The 20,879-nt window shown below is 64.8% G+C and carries 13 protein-coding genes and 1 pseudogene; 10 read left to right on the top strand and 4 right to left on the bottom strand.

Features of this window, described 5'->3' with window-relative positions:
* The first annotated feature begins 222 nt into the window (after window positions 1–222).
* The 3 genes and pseudogenes from CVM73_RS08505 (at window position 223) to CVM73_RS08495 (ending at window position 4,376) form a co-directional block, all read left to right on the top strand.
* Window positions 223–1,363, top strand: a pseudogene (locus CVM73_RS08505) (HD domain-containing phosphohydrolase).
* Window positions 1,364–1,548: 185 nt separating this feature from the next.
* The gene (locus CVM73_RS08500; RefSeq protein ID WP_167406719.1) at window positions 1,549–2,217 is read left to right on the top strand and encodes a hypothetical protein; all 669 of its coding nucleotides are present in this window, start codon (window positions 1,549–1,551) and stop codon (window positions 2,215–2,217) included.
* Between the two features lie 11 nt (window positions 2,218–2,228).
* On the top strand, window positions 2,229–4,376 hold the full coding sequence (locus CVM73_RS08495; RefSeq protein WP_100231551.1) for an adenylate/guanylate cyclase domain-containing protein: 2,148 nt from the start codon (window positions 2,229–2,231) through the stop codon (window positions 4,374–4,376).
* 74 nt (window positions 4,377–4,450) lie between these two features.
* On the opposite strand, the gene pobA is transcribed toward CVM73_RS08495, so the two are convergent.
* Window positions 4,451–5,623, bottom strand: a complete 1,173-nt coding sequence (pobA, locus tag CVM73_RS08490) for a 4-hydroxybenzoate 3-monooxygenase (protein ID WP_100231550.1) — start codon at window positions 5,621–5,623, stop codon at window positions 4,451–4,453.
* Between the two features lie 50 nt (window positions 5,624–5,673).
* Here pobA and CVM73_RS08485 point away from each other — a divergent pair, with 50 nt between their 5' ends.
* Window positions 5,674–6,579 carry a helix-turn-helix domain-containing protein gene (locus tag CVM73_RS08485; RefSeq protein WP_100231549.1) on the top strand — a complete coding sequence of 302 codons (906 nt, stop codon included), beginning with the start codon at window positions 5,674–5,676 and terminating at the stop codon, window positions 6,577–6,579.
* Between the two features lie 350 nt (window positions 6,580–6,929).
* Window positions 6,930–7,541 carry a LabA-like NYN domain-containing protein gene (locus tag CVM73_RS08480; RefSeq protein ID WP_100231548.1) on the top strand — a complete coding sequence of 204 codons (612 nt, stop codon included), beginning with the start codon at window positions 6,930–6,932 and terminating at the stop codon, window positions 7,539–7,541.
* A 24-nt stretch (window positions 7,542–7,565) separates the two neighbouring features.
* Here CVM73_RS08480 and pcaG read toward each other — a convergent pair whose 3' ends face one another.
* Both pcaG and pcaH read right to left on the bottom strand, forming a co-directional pair.
* Window positions 7,566–8,192: a protocatechuate 3,4-dioxygenase subunit alpha gene (gene pcaG, locus CVM73_RS08475; protein ID WP_100231547.1), complete on the bottom strand. Its 627-nt coding sequence runs from the start codon at window positions 8,190–8,192 to the stop codon at window positions 7,566–7,568.
* 4 nt (window positions 8,193–8,196) lie between these two features.
* Window positions 8,197–8,985: a protocatechuate 3,4-dioxygenase subunit beta gene (pcaH, locus tag CVM73_RS08470; RefSeq protein ID WP_100231546.1), complete on the bottom strand. Its 789-nt coding sequence runs from the start codon at window positions 8,983–8,985 to the stop codon at window positions 8,197–8,199.
* A gap of 105 nt (window positions 8,986–9,090) precedes the next feature.
* Between pcaH and CVM73_RS08465 the strand changes: the two genes are divergently transcribed.
* The 4 genes from CVM73_RS08465 (at window position 9,091) to CVM73_RS08450 (ending at window position 16,141) form a co-directional block, all read left to right on the top strand.
* Window positions 9,091–10,011 (top strand): LysR family transcriptional regulator, encoded by a 921-nt coding sequence (locus CVM73_RS08465; RefSeq protein ID WP_167406718.1) that lies wholly within the window; start codon window positions 9,091–9,093, stop codon window positions 10,009–10,011.
* A gap of 104 nt (window positions 10,012–10,115) precedes the next feature.
* Entirely contained in the window at window positions 10,116–11,420 is a 1,305-nt protein-coding gene (gene pncB, locus CVM73_RS08460) for a nicotinate phosphoribosyltransferase (protein WP_100231544.1), read from the top strand.
* A gap of 501 nt (window positions 11,421–11,921) precedes the next feature.
* The gene (locus CVM73_RS08455) at window positions 11,922–13,235 is read left to right on the top strand and encodes a GGDEF domain-containing protein (protein ID WP_100231543.1); all 1,314 of its coding nucleotides are present in this window, start codon (window positions 11,922–11,924) and stop codon (window positions 13,233–13,235) included.
* Window positions 13,236–13,477: 242 nt separating this feature from the next.
* On the top strand, window positions 13,478–16,141 hold the full coding sequence (locus CVM73_RS08450; protein ID WP_245452247.1) for an autotransporter outer membrane beta-barrel domain-containing protein: 2,664 nt from the start codon (window positions 13,478–13,480) through the stop codon (window positions 16,139–16,141).
* 13 nt (window positions 16,142–16,154) lie between these two features.
* Here the strand turns inward: CVM73_RS08450 and CVM73_RS40075 are convergent, their stop codons facing one another.
* Complete coding sequence (locus tag CVM73_RS40075) at window positions 16,155–16,787, bottom strand: TetR/AcrR family transcriptional regulator (protein WP_208639186.1); 633 nt, start codon at window positions 16,785–16,787, stop codon at window positions 16,155–16,157.
* A 674-nt stretch (window positions 16,788–17,461) separates the two neighbouring features.
* Here CVM73_RS40075 and CVM73_RS08440 point away from each other — a divergent pair.
* The gene (locus CVM73_RS08440; protein ID WP_100231541.1) at window positions 17,462–20,866 is read left to right on the top strand and encodes an acyl-[ACP]--phospholipid O-acyltransferase; all 3,405 of its coding nucleotides are present in this window, start codon (window positions 17,462–17,464) and stop codon (window positions 20,864–20,866) included.
* Window positions 20,867–20,879: the final 13 nt, after the last annotated feature.

Below are 20,879 nucleotides of genomic sequence, written 5' to 3'. Positions count from 1 at the left end.
CGAATCGGGTGAGCAAAACCCTAACGCGAGCATCCGTACAACTACGGGTCACATTCCCGTGGAATTCGCGCGGCTGCGTGCAAGCGTGCACAGCCTGCTCAAATGCGAGGCGCGCATACCCGCCGCGCGGCGCTTCCATGCGGCGCATTTGCTTCGCGTTAAATTTGCGCGGGCTATGGCTTGGGTTCGTGCCTTTGCCAGCGAAGAGAGCCCCGGCCGCCGATGCTGACCCAAGCGCTCCTGGTTGACGACAGTCGCTCCGTCCTCAACTTCCTGAAACGTCACATCGAGGCTGATGGCTTGGTCGAAGCCACCACATTCCTCGATCCCGTGGAGGCGCTGGCCTGCGCGCAGGAGCGCGTCTTCGATCTGGTGCTGGTCGACTACGAGATGCCGCATATGGACGGCATCAGCTTCATCCGCAGCTTCCGCAGGCTTCCCGGCTGCGCCGACACCCCGATCGCGATGATCACCTCGCGTCAGACCGATGACGTCAAGATGGAAGCGCTGCAGGCTGGAGCAACCGACTTCCTGCCCAAACAACCACAAAGCGTCGAGATGACGGTGCGCCTGCGGAATTTAATTCAGCTTGGTGCAGCCGTACGCAAGCTCAACGACCGCGCCGCGCATCTGGCCAGCGAAGTCGCGGTCGCGACACGAAAGCTCGGCGAGCGCGAGGAGGAGATCATCCTGCGGCTCGCGCTCGCGGTCGAATACCGCGACAACGACACCGGCGAGCACACGCTGCGGGTCGCCAGGTACAGCCGCATCATCGCCGAGCAGCTCGGCCTGCCGCCCCGGCTCTGCCGCGACATCTATCTCGCCGCGCCCCTGCATGACGTCGGCAAGGTCGCCATTCCCGACAATATCCTGCTCAAGCCAGGCAAGCTCACCGACGAGGAGATGGCGGTGATCCGGACGCACGCGACGATCGGCGAACGAATCCTGGCCGATTCCAGCTGCGAGCTGATCCGGCTCGGTGCGCAAATTGCCGCAGGTCATCACGAGCGCTGGGACGGCGCGGGCTATCCGAACGCCCTTAAGGCGGATGAAATCCCGGTCGCCGCGCGCGTGGTCGCAGTCGCCGACGTCTTCGACGCCCTCACCACGCGGCGGCCGTACAAGGAGCCGATGCCGCTCGAGGTGGCGCGCGCTTACCTGGCTGAGAACGCGGGCCGGCAGTTCGATCCGGCCTGCGTCGAGGCCTTCCTGTCGCGCTGGGACGAAGTGGTCGAGATCGCCGCCGGTCAGCGGACGACCTCTCTTCAGAGGACCGAGGCTACCCTCGTTCCCGCTATGGAGAGTGGGGGCGGAGAGCCGTCCGGTCGAGAGCCATTCGGCCGAGGCCGTCCCGACCGCCTGACCTGATCAATCCCCCAACATCTTGCCGCGGCTCCACTTTTCTGCGATCGCCGGTTTGAACCTGTTCCTGCTAAACTGGCACCAACAACTAAGAGTGATTCTGGTCACACTTGCCCGGGCGGCCTGCTGCTAGGCATCGAACCAGGACGGGGCACCCGAGCATCGTCGAATTGGATGAGAATTCCCATGAAAAGCCTGATCGGCGCCAGTGTCGGCGCATTCTGCCTTGCGGCTCCCGCTTTGGCTGAGACTCCTGCCGCGATCGTCGAGGACGTCCAGGGCAAAGTCGATGGCATCGCGTTCATGGACTATGTGGCGCCGGGCAAGATCATCAAGCTCGGACCCAAGGCCAGCATCACGCTCAGCTACCTTAAATCCTGCCAGCGCGAGACGATCAGCGAAGGTGTCGTTCTGGTCGGTGCCGAGCAGAGCACCGTGCAGCTGGGCGAGGTCAAGCGGGAAAAGGTGCCCTGCGACACCAATGCGGCAAAACTGTCCGAGCGCGAGGCGAACCAGAGTGCCGCGACCACCTTCCGCACCATGCGGTCGGACACGAAGGGCGCGCCGGCCAAGCTGCCGACGCTCTACGGCGTCTCGCCACTGGTGCAAGCCAAACCCGGCGGCACGCTGGTGATCGAGCGCACCGACGGCAAGGAACCCACGATCAGCGTGCCGCTCAAGGGCGATGCCATGATCGGCGGCAAGTTCTATGATTTTGCCAAGGCCGGAAAGTCACTGACCCCGGGCGGCAGCTATCTCGCCATTCTCGGTGCCAAGCGCTACACCTTCCAGATCGACGCCAGCGCCACCTCCTCGCCGACCCCGATCATCGGCCGCCTGCTGCGTCTCGAATAGACGGCCGCGCGATGCGGCGGATCGGCAGGCGGGACATCGTTGCGGCGATCCTGATCGCGCTCCTTGCGGGCGCGGTCTTCACGTCACCACCGCTTCAGACACTGCAAGGTCTCTCCCTCGACATCCTCACGGCGCTGCGCGGCAATATCCTTGGCGACCGCCGCGATCCCGCGACATCGCCGGTCGTCGTCGTGGCCATCGACGGGGAGACCTACGACACGCCACCCTTCAAGGGGTCGCCGACGCAGACCTGGACGCGCGAGATCGGCCGGGTGCTCGGCAGCATCAGCGAGGGCGGCGCCAAGGTGATCGGCTTCGACGTCATCTTTCCGAGCTCGATCGAGCAGTCCGAGATTCCCTTTGGCGAGGCGTCGCTCGGCAGCCGCGTGAGGGGATTTGACCGGGACTATCTCATCGCTCTGCGGCAGCTCTCCGACGGCGGCAAGCTCGTGCTCGGCGAAATCCTCAGCAACGACCATCCGGACAGGCCCTACCGCGCGCAGCAGCTGGCGGTGAAGAACAATGTCCGCGCTCTCAACGTCCACACAGACCCCGACGACGTGATCCGGCGGATGCCGCTGAGCTTCTCCATCGACGGCAAGCCGGTTCCGGCGATGGCGGTCGAGCTTGCCGCGCGGGCCCTCGGTACCAAGCCCGAGATCGGTCCGTCGGGCGCGACGTTGTCCGGCTATGCCATCCCGAGCGCGGTCCCCAACACGCTCACGCTCAATTTCCGCGGCCTTGGCCGCGACGTCCCGGCCTATTCATTCGCCGACCTGCGCGCCTGCGTCGAGAAGGGCGACCGCGATTTCTTTCGCCGCGCCTTCGAGGGCAAGGTCGTGCTGCTCGGCACCATCCTCAATTTCGAGGATCGCAAGCTCACCTCGATGCGGCTGTCGGGCGGATATGACGGCTCGCGGGGGGCGCGATGCGCCCTGCCCGCCCCTGCCGGCACCGCACAGAAGACCCGCAGCGACATTGCAGGCGTGTTCGTGCACGCCACCGTGGTCCGCAACCTGATCGAGCAGGACGCGGTGACCGAGCTCGGCTTTCCCATGCGGCCCATTCTCACGATTGCGCTCGCAGCAATCATCGCCTGCGCGGCCTGCATGCTCGCACCTGGCGGCGCGGTGATCGCCTGGCTCGCGCTCACCGCCGTTTACGCAGCCGTCGCCGTCGGCGCGTTCGTGCATGCGCTGGCGCTGCCGCTGACCGAGCCCGCGCTCGCAAGCCTCGCCGCGCTCGCCATGATGATCGGCTATCGCTTCGTGCTGGCCGATCGCGACGAGCGTTTCCTGCGCAAGAGCTTTGCGCTCTATCTCGCGCCCGAGGTGATCGAGACCATGGTCGCCTCCGGCAAGATGCCGGCGCTCGGCGGCGAGATGCGCAACGTCACCATGTTCTTCTCCGACCTCAGCGGCTTCTCCTCGATCGCAGAGACGATGACGCCGGGCGAGCTGGTCACGCTGATGAACGAATATCTCTCCGCCATGACCGACATCATCGAAGGCCATGGCGGTTACGTCGACAAATATATCGGCGATTCCATCGTCGCCATGTTCGGCGCGCCGGCCGACGATCCTGCACACGCGCGCAATGCTGTGCGTGCCGCGCTGAAGTGCCACGAGAAGCTGGCCGAGCTCAATGCCGGCCATCCCGCCTTCGCCGGTCATGGCTTGTCGCATCGCATCGGACTCAACAGCGGCGAAGCCGTGGTCGGCAATATCGGCTCGCGGCGCCGCTTCAACTACACCGTGATGAGCGATACCGTGAACGTCGCCTCGCGGCTCGAAGGCGCCAACAAATATTACGGCACCGCGATCATGGCATCGGAAGCGACGGTCGCGCAGACGGGTGGCACTTTCGCCTGGCGCGAGCTCGACTCGATCAGGGTGCAGGGGCGCGGCGAGGCGATCAGGGTGTTCGAGCCGCTGGCGGAGATGGGCGCGGAGGCTGCCGCGCAGGCGAAGGTGGCGGCCGCGTATGCGGAGGGACTGGCGTGCTGGCGGGCAAGAGAATTTGCCAAGGCGGCCGATGCATTCGGACGGACGGCGGAGAGCGATCCGGCGTCGGCGCTGTTTGCCAAGCGTGCCCGAGCGCTTGCGGCAAATCCACCGTCGTCGGATTGGACGCCGGTCAATACGCTGGAAGGAAAGTAGCGGTCTCAACTGCGAGCGGTCTTCCCCTCTCCCCTTGTGGGAGAAGGAAGAAGAGCGCGCAGTGAACCATCGCTCTAAAACGGCAGACCCACATAATTCTCCGCGAGCAGGCGCTGCGCCGTCTCGGACGAGAGCAGATAGTCCAGCTCGGTCTGTTGTAGCCGATCCTCGTATTCGAGCCGGTCGGGGAAGCGGTGCAGCAGCATCGTCATCCACCAGGAGAAGCGTTGTGCCTTCCAGATCCGCGCCAGCGCCTTGGCGGAATAGCCTTTGAGACCGGAATCGTCACCGCTCTGATAGTGCCCGAGAAGAGCGTGGTAGAGATAGTAGATATCGGAAGCGGCGCTGTTCAGTCCGCGCGCTCCGGTCGGCGGCACGATGTGGGCTGCATCGCCGGCGAGGAACAGCCGGCCATAGCTCATCGGTTCGGCGACGAAGCTGCGGAGCGGCGCGATGCTCTTCTCGATCGAGGGTCCCGTGATCAGGCGGCCTGCGACCTCATCCGGCAGGCGGCGCTTCAGCTCGGCCCAGAACGCATCATCGCTCCAGTCCTCCACCTTGTCGGTCAGCGGCACCTGGATGTAGTAGCGGCTCAGCACCTGCGAGCGCAGGGAGCAGAGCGCAAAGCCGCGCTCGTGCTTCACATAGATCAGCTCGGGAGACACCGGTTTGGTGCGCGACAGCACCCCTAGCCAGCCGAACGGATAGACTTTCTCATATTCACGCAGCACGTCCTTCGGGATCGACTTGCGGCTGACGCCGTGAAAACCGTCGGCGCCGACGACATAGTCGCAATCGACGCGGATCGTTTCACCGTTCGAGCGATAGGTGACGTAAGGACGGTCCGATGTCAGATCGTGCGGCGTCACATCCTCGGCATTGTGCACGACCTTGCCGCCGAGCCGGTCGCGCGCCTCGTAGAGGTCGCGCGTCAGCTCGGTCTGGCCGTAGACCAGCACCGAATTGCCGCCGGAATGCTTGTGCAGGTCGATATGGGACAACACCCCGTCATGGGCGATCTCGAACCCATTATGGATTTCGCCCTCGCGGTCCATCCGCTCGCCGCACTGCGCCTCGCGCATCAGCTTGGCAAAGCCGTGCTCGAGCACGCCGGCGCGGATACGGGCGAGCACGTGATCGCGGCTGTATTTCTCCAGCACGACCGTATCGATGCCCTTGAGGTGCAGGAGCTGGGACAACAGCAGCCCGGACGGCCCACCGCCGATGATACAGACCTGAACTTTCATTTTTGCGTCCTCCCGTCGGCACTTTTTTGCAGAATCAACGCTGCAAACGGATGGAGGGTTTCGCCATTGTCTTGTACTATTCGAACATGAAGAACGCCGCCCCTGCCCCGCCGATCCGGGTCTACAATCTGTTCGGCGAGTCCGGAGATCTGCCCGACGTCGTGCATTGCGAGACGATCGCGTCGCGGTCGGTGCTGCACGACTGGACGCTGGCCGTGCATCGCCATGCCCGGCTGCACCAGGTGCTGCTGATCGAGCGCGGCGGCGGCGAGGCGACACTTGACGGGCGCGTGGTGCCGCTAAAGCCGATGCAGATCGTCAACGTGCCCGTCGGCCACGTCCATGGCTTCCGCTTCGTGCCTGATACCCAGGGCTGGGTCCTGACGATCGCGGCGGAGATTCTGGATGAGGCGCTGCTCTCGGCCGAAGGCCTGCGCGGTGTCCTGTCGCAATCGGGCGTGGTGCGCGGCACGTCGCAGATCCGCGCCATCATGAAGCAGATTTTCGCCGAACACGCCGCCCGCGATTTCGGCCGTGCGCATGTGCTCCGCGCCTTGTCGTCGGCCATGGTCGGGCTCGTGGCGCGTGCGCTCGCGGGCGAGAGCGGCGGCAACGGTACGGCGGAAAGCGGATTGTTCCGCCGCTTCGAGGCACTGCTGGAGCAGCATCATCTGGAGCGCTGGAGCGTCGCCGACTATGCCGAGGCGCTGTCGGTGACACCGACGCATCTCAACCGGATCACGCGGGCGGCGACCGGCGACACCGCCTCGCACCTCATCCTCAACCGGCTGATCCGCGAGGCGCGGCGCAACCTCGTCTACACCAACCTGCCGGTCTCGACCATTGCCTATTCGCTCGGCTTCGATGATCCCGCCTATTTCAGCCGGGTCTACGCCGCAGCCACGGGCGTATCGCCGCGCGCGTTTCGCGCGCAACTCCATGGCGACGAAGGCTGACGCATCGGACGAAAGACCCGGGCCACATGTGGTCGACGCCGACGCTGCGAACCGCGATGGCTCCCCTTGCCACTTACCTTCGTATATGGCGTCCCATCCTTTGGATAGGGGCCCTTTACCTCCGTACAATTGAGCAGAGGCTGCGCACGCCTTAGTGTGACTGCATTCGGCGCCCTGGCGCCGGTGGCATGGAACCTCCCTAACCTCGGCGCAAGGCGGCCACCCCTGTCCGGTCGTCTGCGCCGCCTTTTCAGCAAGCTATCGGGCGCCTTCAGTTATTTTCCGGCCGACACACCGCGCCATTTCGGCTGGATCGTCGGCTTTCGTGTTGAACCGGGGATTTGTGCATAATGTCTTCGTTTGGGAAGATCGCGCTCTTTATCGACGGATCCAATCTCTATGCGACCGCCAAGGCGCTCGGCTTCGACATCGACTACCGGCGCCTGCTCAGTGAATTTCAGAGCCGAGGTACGCTGCTCCGGGCCTTCTACTATACGACCGTCATCGAGGATCAGGAATATTCGTCGATCCGTCCGCTGATCGATTGGCTCGACTACAACGGATACACCGTCGTCACCAAGCTCACCAAGGAGTTCATCGACGCCACCACCGGCCGCCGCAAGGTGAAGGGCAGCATGGATGTCGACCTCGCCGTAAGCGCGATGGAGCTCGCCCAGCATGTCGATCAGATCGTGTTGTTCTCAGGCGATGGGGATTTCCGTTCGCTGGTGGAGGCCTTGCAACGCCGCGGTGTCCGCGTGACGGTCGTCTCCACACTCTCCACTCAGCCGCCCATGGTCGCCGACGACCTGCGCCGGCAGGCGGATGTCTTCATCGATCTGGCAGAACTGAGACAAAAGGCCGGGCGCGATCCGGTCGAGCGCCCGGCATCGCGCGAGATGCGGCAACCACCGCAATTCCTCACGCGCGGAACGATCAAACGCGACGACCGGGTCGAGTGACCCTGCGCGACGACCGCCGGATATTCACACGTCGAAGAACACCGTCTCCTCCGGCCCCTGCAAATTGATCGTGAAGGAGTACACGATCTTGCCGGCGCGCTCGGTGCGCTTTGCGATCAGCGTCGCGCGCCGGGCCGGCTGCTCGATCAGGTTGAGCACGGGATCGGCGGCGTTGGCGGCCTCTTCATCCGAGAAATAGAGCCGCGTGTTGAGGCCGATATTGATGCCGCGCGCGACGATCCAGACATTGATGTGGGGTGCGCATTTGCGCCCCGTCTTGTCGGTGATCGCGCCGGGCTTGATGGTCTCGAAAGTGACGAGGCTGCTGTCGAAGTCGGAGCCGGCGCGGCCCCAGCCGCGAAACTCTTCCTCCAGCGCACCGGCCGAGCGATCCGCGGGATGGTTGTAGCGACCGTTCGCATTGGCCTGCCAGATCTCCAGCAGCACGTCGCGCAGCGGCGTCCCGGTGCCGTCGAGCACCTTGCCTTCCAGCGTGATGCGTTCGCCCTTGGTGTTCGGCGTCACCAGCACGTTCGAAAAATTCTTCTCGAAGATGTCGAAGCCGGCCATCGCCGGGATCAAGCCGATATGGACGTAAGGCCCGGCCGTCTGCGAGGCGGTTTCCTTGAGATAGTTGAGCGGCTGCGGCATGGTCTCAGTTCCCCGCGGTGCGATTTTCGAAATAGGTGGAGCGCTGGCCGCGCAGCACGATGTCGAAGCGGTAGGCGAGCGAGTCGAACGGCGTCGAGGCGTTGAGGTCGAGTGGCGCCACCAGGCGATCGAGCGCATCCTTGTCCGGGATCGTCGTCAGGATCGGGCAGACCGGGATCAGGGGATCGCCTTCGAAGTACATCTGCGTGATCAGCCGCTGCGCGAAGCCTGAGCCGAACACCGAGAAGTGGATGTGGGCCGGACGCCAGCTGTTCACATAGTTGCGCCACGGATAGGGGCCCGGCTTCACGGTGCGAAAGTAATAGTAGCCGGTGTCGTCGGTCAGCGCGCGGCCGCAGCCGCCGAAATTCGGGTCGATCGGCGCCAGATACGTGTCCTTCTTGTGCCGGTAGCGGCCGCCGGCATTGGCCTGCCAGAACTCGACCAGCGTGTTCGGCACGCCGCGGCCGGTCTCGTCCAGCACGCGGCCGTGGACGATGATGCGCTCGCCGACGGGATCGCCGTCCTTGGCGTAATTGCGGATCAAATCATTGTCGAGCGGGCCGAGATCATTGTGCCCGAACACCGGCCCCGTGATCTCCGAGATCGAGTTCTCCAGCGACAATAGAGACTGGCGCGGCGAGCGCAGCACCGAGGATTTGTAGCCCGGCGCATGCGCCGGCGGATGAATGGAACGATCGCGCTGGAAGAAGCCGCCGTCGCCGAGCGGCGGCGTAAAGGGCTCGGGACGGTTGAGGCGGGGATCCCGCAAGGCTGGCGCCTGGGCATTCATCGGCGTTGCTTCTCCCTGAAGGCGCCCGAGGGCGGGGGCGCGGCTTATCGGGAGATCATGGGCCGGGCTATTCCACAGATAAATAGATCGATTATAATATATTTCATGAAGGAAATCGATCATTTGGCTCTCGACGGCCACGCCCTCGAACTATTCCTCGCCGTGCTGGAGGAAGGTTCAGTGACGGCGGCAGCCACGCGGCTCGGCCTGACGCAGTCTGCGGTCAGCCACGCCTTGAACAAGCTGCGGCGGATCGCGGGCGATCCGCTGTTCGCCAAGTCCGGCCGTGGCATCGTTGCGACCGCCCATGCCCAGGCGCTGGCCGGCAAGGCCCGCGCGCTGATCGACGAGATGCGCAGCTTTGCCGGCGGCGTCAGCTTCACGCCGGCGCAGGCCCAGCTGTCGCTGACGATTGCGGCCAACGACTTCCAGCGCGACCTGCTGCTGCCACGCTTCTTCAACCATCTCGCCGCGCAGGTGAAGAGCTTGAACCTGCGCGTGATCCCCTCGCAATCGCCGTCGCCGGCGATGCTGCGCGAGAACCGCTGCGATCTTCTGATCACGCCGCTGCCACCATCCGGCGTCGACATCGTGCAGAAGCGGCTGCTGAGGGATCACTACGTCTGCTACTACGATGCAAAGGCACGTGCCGCGCCGGCCAGCCGCAACGCTTATCTCGCGGCGCGCCACATCACCGTGGTCTATACCGACAATGAACGGCTCGACTTCGACCGCCGGCTGGCAGCGAACGGGCTCCACCGCGACATCGCGATCTCCGTGCCGAGCTTCTCCGGCGTGCCGGCGTTCCTGCGCGGCTCGCAGATGCTTGCGAGCATGCCGAGCCTGCTCGCATCCGGCGTGATGCGCGGTTTTGCGCAAACGCCGATACCGCTCGCGTCCCGCGCGCGGACCCTGGCCGAGCTGCCGATGTTCATGGTCTGGCACCAGCGCTACCAGAAAGACCCGGCCCATCGCTGGGTCAGGAGCCAGCTCGAGGCCGTTGCGGCGACGGCCGCCAAGTCCTGATATCAGGTCCTGATATCAAGTCCTGATATTCGATGCCGCGCTCCGCAAGACTGCCCTTCCCAAACCCACTGGTTGCGTAGGGGGAGCCGCGCTAAAATCCCTTCATGACAGTGACCGACATTGCGAGCCGGACCTACAATCACAGCTGGCGGCTGGATCCCATCATCCGCAGCCTGCTTGATACCGACTTCTACAAGCTATTGATGTTGCAGATGATTCGGGAGGATTACCCGAGTCAGCGGGTGACCTTCTCGGTCATCAACCGCTCGCGCCATGTGCGGCTCGCCGAGATCATCGACGAGGGCGAGCTGCGCGCCCAGCTCGACCACGCCCGCACCATCCGCTTCAGCAAGAAAGAGCTGATCTGGCTGGCCGGTAATACGTTCTACGGCAAGACCCACATGTTCTCGGCGGACTTCATCCGCTGGCTGCCCGAATTCCGCCTGCCCGAATACGAGCTCCGCAAGGTCGAAGGCCAATACGAGCTGCATTTTCACGGTCCCTGGACCCACACCACGATGTGGGAGATCCCGGCGCTTGCGATCCTCAACGAGCTGCGCTCGCGCGCGGCGACGAAGGGCCGCGGCCGCTTCGAGCTCGACGTGCTCTACGCCCGCGCCAAGGCCAAGCTGTGGACCAAGGTGGAACGGCTGCGCAAGCTGGAGAATTTGCGGCTGTCCGACTTCGGCACCCGCCGCCGCCACGGCTTCCTGTGGCAGCGCTGGTGTGTGGAGGCGGTGAAGGAAGGCCTCGGCTCGTCCTTCATCGGCACCTCCAACGTGCTGCTCGCGATGGACAACGATCTCGAAGCCATCGGCACCAATGCGCATGAGCTGCCGATGGTCGCGGCCGCGCTCGCCAGGGACGACGAGGAATTGCGCTGGGCGCCTTACCGCATTCTGGATCAGTGGCGCCAGACCTATGGCGGCAACCTGCTGATCGCGCTGCCCGACGCCTTCGGCACCAAGGCCTTCCTGCGCGATGCGCCGGAATGGGTCGCCGACTGGACCGGCTTCCGCCCCGACAGCGCGCCGCCGATCCAGGCCGGCGAGGAGATCGTCGCGTGGTGGCAGAAGAAGGGCCGCAACCCCAAGGACAAGCTGCTCGTCTTTTCCGACGCGATGGACGTCGGCTCGATCGAGGAGACCTATCATCACTTCGCCGGGCGCGTGCGGCTCTCCTTCGGCTGGGGCACCAACCTCACCAACGACTTCGTCGGCTGCACGCCGGACGGCTCGTTCGAGCTCGATCCGATCTCGCTGGTCTGCAAGGTCTCGTCGGTCGACGGCCAACCTGCCGTCAAGCTCTCCGACAATCCGGAGAAGGCGACCGGCTTGCCCTCGGAAATCGAGCGTTACCTGCGCGTGTTCGGCGACGCCGGTCGCGTGCGCAAGCCGGTGCTGGTGTAGCAGCTGACCAGATTTCTCTCGATCGAGTAAACTGCGCACGATGAAGGCGAGGCATTGGTTGGCCGATACCCGCAGGCTATCGCATATGCTTTCACGGGGACTGTCCGCGGGCTTGCTCCGCCTCTCCCGCTTGCGGGAGAGGCCGACGCGCTCGCAGAGCGCGGCGGGTGAGGGCTCTCGCCACGCAGGGACATCCTCGGCAAATTCTCAACAACCCCAACGCGGAGACACCCTCTCCCCAACCCTCCCCCGCAAGCGGGGGAGGGAGCCCAGTGCCGATGCAGCAGCATCGTGCAGACCATATGCGATCGCCCTGCCGATGCCGCGCCGGTTCCGATCGACCGGCATTTGAGGCGATCTGCGCAAATCCACTTCACGACGCCTTCACCCTGCGGCGCAGTCGCCCGCGTTTTTCAGGTCGAGTTAAGCAACGTTGTCCTCTACTTTGCGTTGCAGGCGCAACGCTCCGCTGGGATCGTTGATCGATTTGGGGAACGCAGGGTGTCTCGCAGAACAGCGACGTCGACGAAGGGGCATGGTTTCCTTCACGTCATCAAGCTCGTCTCGCCTTTCGTGATGGTCGTTGTGCTCCAGGCCGCGGTCGCGGGATTCAGCCTCGAGGTGATGTCCTCGGTCCGCGCCTATGTCGCCGGCGAAGCATTGTGGTCACGCTCGCAGAAGAACGCCGTCTATTCCCTCAATCGCTATCTGCATTCGGGCGAGCCGAGCCAGTTCGCGCAATATCGAGCTGCGCTCGCCGTTCCCATCGGCGACGAGTTCGCGCGCTGGGCGCTCGAACGCGATCCGGTCGACGTCGAGGCTGCCCGCATCGGCTTCCTGCAAGGCGGCAACCATCCCGATGACGTACCGGGACTGATCTGGCTGTTTCGCTACTTCAACCGCGTCAGCTTCCTTCAGGACGCGATCCGCGAGTGGGCCGCCACCGATCCCATGCTGCTTGAGCTGAGCATCTTCGGCGAGGTCATCCGGTCCGAGTTGGAGAACGGCCCCATTCAGGACGATGACCGCCTGCAATTCCTGTCGTCGCGGCTCTCGGAGCTCAACACGCAGTTCACTGTTCATGCCAACCGGTTCTCCACCGTCCTTGGTGAAGGCTCCCGTGCCATCAAGCTGACGCTGACGTTCATCAACATCGTCACGGCCGCAACGCTGATCCTGCTCCTGATCTGGCACACGCGCCGATTGGTGCTGCAGCGGCAGGCGTTCGAAGACGCCTTGCATGCCGAGAAGGAGCGCCTCGCCTGGCAGGCATCGCACGATTGGCTGACCGGCCTTGCCAATCGCCGCGCCTTCGAGGCGCGCCTGCAAGGTGAGCTGGACAATGCCGCGGCAGGTCCGCTCACCCTGATCCTGCTCGACCTCGACCAGTTCAAGAACGTCAACGACAGCTGCGGCCATCTCGCGGGCGACCGCTTGCTCTGCCAGGTCGCGCGCCTGTTGCAGCACCACAGGCAGTCATATGATCTGGTGGCCCGGCTCGGCGGCGACGAGTTCGGCCTGATCCTGCCGCAGTGCTCGCCGTCAAACGCCGTCGACATCGCCGAACGACTGCGACGATCGCTCGAACTGTTCAGCTTCGCCTGGGACGATCGCTGCTTCGCGGTGACCGCCAGCATCGGCGTCGCCTGCATCGCCGACCGCACCACCACGCTCGAGGATGCGATGCGGCGCGCGGATGCGGCCTGCTACCGCGCCAAGGAAAAGGGACGCAACCGGGTTCAGGTCGACGGCGGACGATCGGACGTCGTCGTCGTTGCGGCACGGCCGCGCGAGGCCGTCGCGGCGCGAGGCTGACAGCGGTCCGCGTCATCTCGACCCGCGCCAGCCCATTGCGGACATCGGCCCCGGGGGAGCGAAACGGCGCAATTCTGTGACGCCGCAGCCACATTGCTCCCAAAAAAGCTGCGCCTTTCGCATTTCGCCACACCACCTTGCGCGCCGGTCCACGATGGCCGGGACCTCCCCCGCTAAGCGTAGCACCCGGCTAGCGTTGCGGCCCGAATCCGCTCGGACCGTGCCATCAGAGGAGTTTGCAGGTGCTTTGGAATGGTTTGCTTGCCCGGCCGGAGATCCGTCGCGCGAAGGCGCATCGGCGGCACGCATTTCTCCTGAGCACCGCCATCGGCGCGCTCGCCATAGGCGGCGCGCTGCCGTGGTTCGCCGCGCCGGCAGAGGCGGCGTGCGTGATCACCGGAAGCGGTACGCAGCTCGGACTCCAGTCGGGCGATTCCATCACCTGTACCGGTGCAGGGAACACCACCGTTCAGACGAGCTCGGCAGTCAGCGGCGTTACGGTCAATATCGGCGATGGCATCTCGACATCGCTGGACGGCGCTGCCTTCCCTGGCGTCATCTTCGACACCGCATCAAATGGCGCGATCAATGTCCGCAACAACGCAGCTATCACCTCCGCCAATGCGGGCATCCTCCTCTCCGGAGGCAGCAGCAACACGTTGACGGTAGAGGCCGGGGCGACCATTGGCACGACGAGCCAGGGTTCGGTCGCGGTCGATTTGGACGTTTCGAGCAACAACATCATCGTCATCCAAGGTACTGTCGGGAATCTCTCTTCCGGCACGATAGGACTCGGTATCGTCAACGCGTCGGCCAACAATCAGGTGAACATTCTGTCGGGCGGCGTTGTCCAGGCGAGCAATAACAACGCCGTCAACCTCAACGGAGCGGGCGACGGGAACGTCATCAGCAACGCTGGTACGATTTCGAGTGCTTCGAATTACGCGATTTTCGGCTCGGTCAGCCAGGACACGATCATCAACTCCGGAACGATCAGCGGCAATTTCGCCAACAGAGCCGTCGATCTCAAGGACGGCAGCGATGTCTTCGAGTTGCGCGCCGGCTCGAGCATCATGGGGTGGGTCCTGGGCGGCAACGGAACGGATACGCTTCGCTTCGGCGGAACAGCCAACAGTGCGTTCGACCTCAGCACCTTCGGCGCAGCCAATCAGTTCCGGGAATTCGAGGCACTGCAAAAGACCGGCAGCTCGACCTGGACGCTGACGGGCTCGACGACGGACATAGCGACCATGAATGTCCAGGGCGGCAGCCTCGTCGTCAACGGCGCGATGCCCAACATTGCGACGACGGTCAGCGGCGGCACCCTCGGCGGCAACGGCGCCATCGGCGATCTCACGGTGCTGTCGGGAGGCAGGGTCGCACCCGGCAGCTTCAGTTCGTTCACGGCCTACGGCAACGCCGCATTCAACACCGGTTCGACCTACGCGATCTCCGTCAACGCGGCCGGGCAATCCGACAAGATTCTTGCCGTGACCGCGACGTTGAACGGCGGCACCGTCGCCGTTACCACGCTTGCCGGCGCCTACGGCGCATCGACGCAATATACGATCCTCAGCACGACGACCGGCGTCACCGGCTCCTTCGCAAGCGTCACCCTGGGCGGATACTATCCGCAGTTCTTCACCTCCGCCCTCAGCTATGACGGCTTCTCGGTCTTCCTGACACTCAACTACAACAACAGCGCCTTCCCCGTCGTCGCCCAGACGCAGAACCAGAAGGCCGTGGCCGGCGCATTGAGTGCATTCGGCCCCAACCTGCCCTTCCTCGCCTCGTTTGCAGGCCAGAGCGACGCCCAGCTCCGTTACAGTCTGGACCAGCTTTCCGGGGAAGCCGCAACAGGAGCCCAGCAGGGCGCTTTCCAGTTCACGGGCCAGTTCCTTGGCCTTATGCTCGATCCATTCGTCAGCGGACGCGCAGGCGCGGGCAACGCCACAGGCGATACCGTGCTCGGCTTCGGCCCCGCGCGCGCCGCGTTACCGGATGATATTGCGCTCGCCTACAACAAGGTCCTGGGCGCACCGGCTGCGAAAGCGCCAGCCTTTGCGGAGCGCTGGACGGCCTGGGGCGCGGCGTTCGGCGGCACCAACCGCACCAGCGGCGACCCCGTCGTGATCGGCAGCCACGACCTCAGCGCGCGCGCCGGCGGCGTCGCGGCCGGCGCCGACTATCATTTCAGCCGCGACGCGATCGTTGGCTTTGCGCTCTCCGGCGGCGGCACCAGATGGGACCTCGCGCAGGCGATCGGCGGCGGCAAGAGCGATGCAATGCAGGTTGGTGTCTACGCCGCGGTGCGTACGGGCCCGGCCTATGTCGCCGCCTCGCTCGCTGTGGCCAACCACTGGATGTCGACAGACCGCCTCGCGCCGTTCAACAACCAGCTCACCGCGAAATTCAACGCTCAAACCGTCGGCGGCCGCATCGAGGGTGGCTATCGCTTCGCCACGCCGCTCGGCGGCTTCACGCCCTACGCCGCGTCGCAGGCGCAGGCATTTCGCACGCCGACTTATATCGAGACTGATCTGGCGAGCAGTGGTTTCGGCCTGACCTATCAGGGACGCACGGCCTCCGATACACGAAGCGAGCTCGGTGCGCGCTTCGATCGGACGACCCTGGTCTCGCCGAATGCGGTCCTGACGTTGCGCGGTCGCGCGGCCTGGGCCCATGATTGGGTGAGCGATCCGACGCTCGTCGCCGCCTTCCAGGCGCTGCCCGGCGCGAACTTCATCGTCAACGGCGCGACGCCGGCGAAAAACGCCGCGCTCGCATCCGCCGGCGCCGAGCTGAAGTTTTCGAACGGTGTTGCCCTGTCGGCCAAGTTCGACGGCGAGTTTTCGGCCCACAGCACCACTTATTCCGGTACCGCGAGCCTGCGCTACGCCTGGTAGCGGCGCCGCCTCATCAGGATAGCCGTGCGCCGACCGGCAGAATCCCGAGCCCTCTGAGTTGGGTATCGACGAACTGTTCGATCTGCTGGCGCAGCATCTGCGGCGGCACGGCCACCATGCGCTCCTCGAGCCCGAGCGAGATGATGCCGTGCATGGCGGAAAACAGCGTGCGCGACAGCAGCGCGATCTTCACGTCATCCGCATCCGGCAAGAGCCGCACCAGGGGTGGATGCATCAGCGCGAAAGCGTCCATCACCATTTGAAGGATGTCGTCCGGATAAGGTCGATCGTCCTCCATCCGATGCTCGAACAAGGAGCGCAGCAGATTGGCGTGTCCCGCAAAGAAGTCGAGATAGGTCTCGGCAAGCCCATAGAGCTGGCGAACCGGATCTTCGGCCGGAACCCCGCGCAGCCGCGCCGTGAGTGCCTGAACCGTCTCCCGATTGACGGTCAGGATGACCCCGTCAAAGTCGCCGAACTCGTTATAGACGCTGCCGACCGAGCAGCCGGCGGCCTCGGCAACGTCCCTAACCTTCAATGATCTCAACCCTTTAGCTGAGATGATACCGCGGGCGATCTCCAGGATTTGGAGCCGGCGCCGATATTTTTTTTGGTCGCGCAGTGATTCTTCTTGAACATTGTTCATTTTAGAGCTACTCATGTGAACATTGTTCAATTTAACCCGGAGACCTGCAAAATGCAAACCCTCGCTGTTGATATCGCCGCCACCTTCGTCGATGACGCGGCCGCCCTCGTGACCGGCCTCGGCCGGCCCCTGCTGCGGTTCGCCATGGCGCCGGTCAATCGCATCGCCAATGCCTGCGACGTTGCGGGCGTGCTCGCGGAACGCCGGGCGACCTTCCGGATGTGGCGGGCCAATCGCGCCCGTGCACGTCACGAAGGCCGGCGGTTCAGCCTGCTCGGCCGCCTCTCGCCCTTTCGCCACCTCGCCCATCTCACCTGACGCACAGCCGGCACGTTCCGATCGGCTCGAATGCAAGAAGCGGTTGCAAGGAAGGAATTACCATCTCCCGACTTTCGCACCCGATCTCGCAGGCCTTGGCGATGCGGTTCAGCTTTTCCTCACCGCCCCACGCGATATCCCGCTAACCGCGGCCCTTCCGCTTGGACCGCGGCCGCGACCAGATATTTGCGAACCTAACGAGACCACTTGGAGACCAACAGGATCAGAGGGATCGAGGGGACAAAGCAGACCGGCGCCCGTCGCCACCTGCAATCGTTCGTCCCATACCCTTCCGGTCGTGACGCTTCACAGACAACGTAACGAACCTCAGGCTGCCTTTCCAAACAGGATTAGTCATGATCAGGGATTTGATGTCGTCACGCCGCTTCGCGCCGCTGTTCTGGGCGCAATTCTTCTCGGCGCTCAATGACAACGTGCTCAAGAACGCACTCGTCATCATCCTGCTTTACAGCGCGGCGACCGGCCACGGCGATGCGCTGGTGACGGTGGCAGGCGCCGTCTTCATCTTCCCCTATTTCATCCTGTCCGGGCTCGGCGGCCAACTCGCCGACAAATACGTCAAATCCGTCGTCGCAAGGCGGCTCAAATTCGCCGAGATCTTCGCTGCTGGCTTTGCCGCCGCCGGCTTCTTCCTGCACTCGGTGCCGCTGCTGTTCGCAGCGCTCGCGCTGTTCGGCACCATCGCCGCCCTGTTCGGCCCCGTGAAATACGCCATGCTGCCGGACCAGCTCGAGCTCGGCGAGCTCGCGACCGGCAACGCGCTGGTCGAAGGCGCGACCTTCATGGCGATCCTGCTCGGCACCGTCGCCGGCGGCCAATTCGTGGCGGGATCTGCGCATATGGGTTGGGTCGCCTCGGCCGTCGTCGTGCTGGCCCTGTTGTCCTGGGCGTTCGCGTCCCGCATTCCGCAGACAACGCCCTCCGCGCCCGATCTGCCCGTCGATGCCAATCCCTGGACCTCGACGCTCAGCCTGCTCAAGACGCTCTATGCCGACCACCGGCTGTGGGACGGCACCGTGATCGTCTCCTGGTTCTGGCTGGTCGGCGCCATCGTGCTATCGCTGCTGCCGGCGCTGATCAAGGACGTCGTCGGCGGCACCGAAGGCGTGGTGACGCTGTGCCTTGCGATCTTCGCGATCGGCATCGCCATCGGCTCGCTGTTTGCCGCCAGCCTGAGCCATGTCCGCCCGAACCTCGCGCTGGTGCCGATCGGCGCCATCATCATGGGGTTTGCCGGCCTCGATCTCGCCTGGGCCATCGCCGTGACCACCAAGGGGCAGGACATCACCGCGGCCGGTTTCGCGACCTCGTTCGCCGGCCTGCGCATGCTGATCGACTTCGTCGCCTTCGCATTCGGCGGCGGCCTGTTCGTCGTGCCGTCCTTTGCCGCAGTCCAGGCCTGGTCGGTGCCTTCCGAGCGCGCGCGCATCATCGCCGCCGGCAACGTGCTGCAGGCTGCCTTCATGGTGATCGGCTCGCTGTTCGTCGCGCTGCTGCAGGCGGCCGGCCTTCATGTCGGCTGGATCTTCTTCGGCCTCGGCGTCGCCAGCTTCGGCGCGGTCTGGTTCGTGCTGACGAAGTGGGGCAAGGAAGGCGTGCGCGATTTCGGCGGACTACTGTTCCGCGCGCTGTTTCGCACCGAAATCCGCGGGCTGGAGAATCTTCCGCCTCCGGGCACGCGCATGCTGATCGCGCCCAACCATGTCAGCCTGATCGACGGCCCGCTGCTGCACGCCGTGCTGCCGATCGACGCCAGCTTCGCGGTCGATACCGGCATCGCCAAGGCCTGGTGGGCCAAGCCGTTCCTGCGCGTCGTCAAACACTACACCATGGACCCGTCCAAGCCACTGGCTGCGCGCGACCTGATCAAGCTCGTCGCCACGGGCGAACCGGTCGTGATCTTCCCGGAAGGACGCATCACCGTCTCCGGCTCGCTGATGAAGGTCTATGACGGCACCGCGATGATCGCGGACAAGGCCGACGCCGTGGTCGTGCCCGTTCGCATCGAAGGCGCGCAGCGCTCGCATCTCAGCTACCTCAACTCGAGCCAGATCAAGCGCTCGTGGTTTCCGCGCGTGACGGTTACCATCCTGCCGCCCGTCAAGCTTCCGGTCGATGAGCAGCTCAAGGGCAAGGCGCGCCGCAATGCCGCCGGCGCTGCGCTCCAGGACGTGATGATCGATGCCTTGGTAAAGAACGCCATGCTCGATCACTCGCTGTTCGAGGCGCTCGGCCACGCCTATCGCGACCGCGACACCGGCAAGGTCATCATCGAGGATGCGCTCGGCACCAAGCTGACCTATCGCAAGCTCATCCTCGGCGCGCAGGTCCTGAGCCGCAAGCTGGAGAGCGGCACCGCCACCGGCGAGAATGTCGGCGTGCTGCTGCCGAACTCCGCAGGCGTCGCCGTCGTCTTCATGGCGCTGCAGAACATCGGCCGCGTGCCGGCGATGCTCAACTTCTCGGCCGGCCCGGTCAACGTCCTCGCCGCCATGAAGGCCGCGCAGGTCAAGACCGTGCTGACGTCGAAGGCCTTCATCGAGAAGGGCAAGCTCGACAAGCTGATGGCGGCGATCTCCGCTGAAGCCCGCGTCGTCTATCTCGAGGACGTCCGCGCCTCGATCGGCCTCGCCGACAAGATCAAGGGCCTGCTCGCCGGCACGGCGCCGCGCGTCGCCCGCCAGGCCAGCGATCCCGCCGTCGTGCTGTTCACCTCGGGTTCTGAAGGCACGCCCAAGGGCGTGGTGCTGTCCCACCGCAATATCCTCGCCAACGCGGCGCAGGCGCTGGCGCGGGTCGACGCCAACGCCAACGACAAGGTGTTCAACGTGCTGCCGGTGTTCCACTCGTTCGGGCTGACCGGCGGGATGATGATGCCGATGCTCGCGGGTATTCCGATCTACATGTACCCCTCGCCGCTGCACTACCGGATCGTGCCCGAGCTGATCTACCAGACCGGCGCCACCATCCTGTTCGGCACTGACACGTTCCTCACCGGCTATGCGCGCTCGGCGCACCCTTACGACTTCCGCACCCTGCGCCTCGTGATCGCCGGCGCCGAGGCGGTCAAGGACCGCACCCGGCAGGTGTTCATGGAGCGCTACGGCATCCGCATCCTCGAAGGCTACGGCGTCACCGAGACGGCGCCGGTGCTGGCGATGAACACGCCGATGGCCAATCGCCCCGGCACTGTCGGCCGCCTGTCGCCGCTGATGGAAAGCCGGCTCGATCCGGTCCCCGGCATCGAGGAAGGCGGCCGCCTCTCGGTGCGCGGACCGAACGTGATGCTCGGCTACCTCAGGGCCGAAAATCCCGGCGTGCTCGAAAAGCTTCCCGAGGGTTGGCACGACACCGGCGATATCGTGGCGATCGACTCGGCCGGCTTCATCACCATCAAGGGCCGCGCCAAGCGCTTTGCCAAGATCGCGGGCGAAATGGTCTCTCTGTCGGCGGTCGAAGCCATCGCGACGGCGCTGTGGCCGCAGGCCGCTTCGGTCGCGGTATCGATCCCCGACCAGCGCAAGGGTGAACGCATCGTGCTGCTGACGACGGAGAGGAGCGCCGAGCGCAGTGCGATGCAGGCCCAGGCCAAGACCATCGGCGCCTCCGAGCTGACGGTGCCCGCGACGATCATGGTGGTCGACAAGGTGCCGCTGCTCGGCACCGGCAAGACCGACTATGTCACCGCGACGGCGATGGCCCGCGAACAGGCATCCGCGCCGGAGCGCGAGGTGGCGTAGACGAGATGTCCGA

Origin of the sequence: Bradyrhizobium forestalis, from assembly GCF_002795245.1 — a bacterium.
GTDB lineage: Bacteria > Pseudomonadota > Alphaproteobacteria > Rhizobiales > Xanthobacteraceae > Bradyrhizobium > Bradyrhizobium forestalis.
This window is presented reverse-complemented; position numbering and strand designations above follow the sequence as displayed.

Excerpts from the sequence above, each read along its gene's own strand:
- CVM73_RS40075 (WP_208639186.1), bottom strand. The coding sequence starts at position 16,787 with ATGAACAATGTTCAAGAAGAATCACTGCGCGACCAAAAAAAATATCGG.
- CVM73_RS08500 (WP_167406719.1), top strand. The coding sequence starts at position 1,549 with ATGAAAAGCCTGATCGGCGCCAGTGTCGGCGCATTCTGCCTTGCGGCT.
- pncB (WP_100231544.1), top strand. The coding sequence starts at position 10,116 with ATGACAGTGACCGACATTGCGAGCCGGACCTACAATCACAGCTGGCGG.
- CVM73_RS08465 (WP_167406718.1), top strand. The coding sequence starts at position 9,091 with ATGAAGGAAATCGATCATTTGGCTCTCGACGGCCACGCCCTCGAACTA.
- CVM73_RS08495 (WP_100231551.1), top strand. The coding sequence starts at position 2,229 with ATGCGGCGGATCGGCAGGCGGGACATCGTTGCGGCGATCCTGATCGCG.
- pobA (WP_100231550.1), bottom strand. The coding sequence starts at position 5,623 with ATGAAAGTTCAGGTCTGTATCATCGGCGGTGGGCCGTCCGGGCTGCTG.
- CVM73_RS08440 (WP_100231541.1), top strand. The coding sequence starts at position 17,462 with ATGATCAGGGATTTGATGTCGTCACGCCGCTTCGCGCCGCTGTTCTGG.
- pcaG (WP_100231547.1), bottom strand. The coding sequence starts at position 8,192 with ATGCCGCAGCCGCTCAACTATCTCAAGGAAACCGCCTCGCAGACGGCC.
- pcaH (WP_100231546.1), bottom strand. The coding sequence starts at position 8,985 with ATGAATGCCCAGGCGCCAGCCTTGCGGGATCCCCGCCTCAACCGTCCC.
- CVM73_RS08480 (WP_100231548.1), top strand. The coding sequence starts at position 6,930 with ATGTCTTCGTTTGGGAAGATCGCGCTCTTTATCGACGGATCCAATCTC.
- CVM73_RS08485 (WP_100231549.1), top strand. The coding sequence starts at position 5,674 with ATGGAGGGTTTCGCCATTGTCTTGTACTATTCGAACATGAAGAACGCC.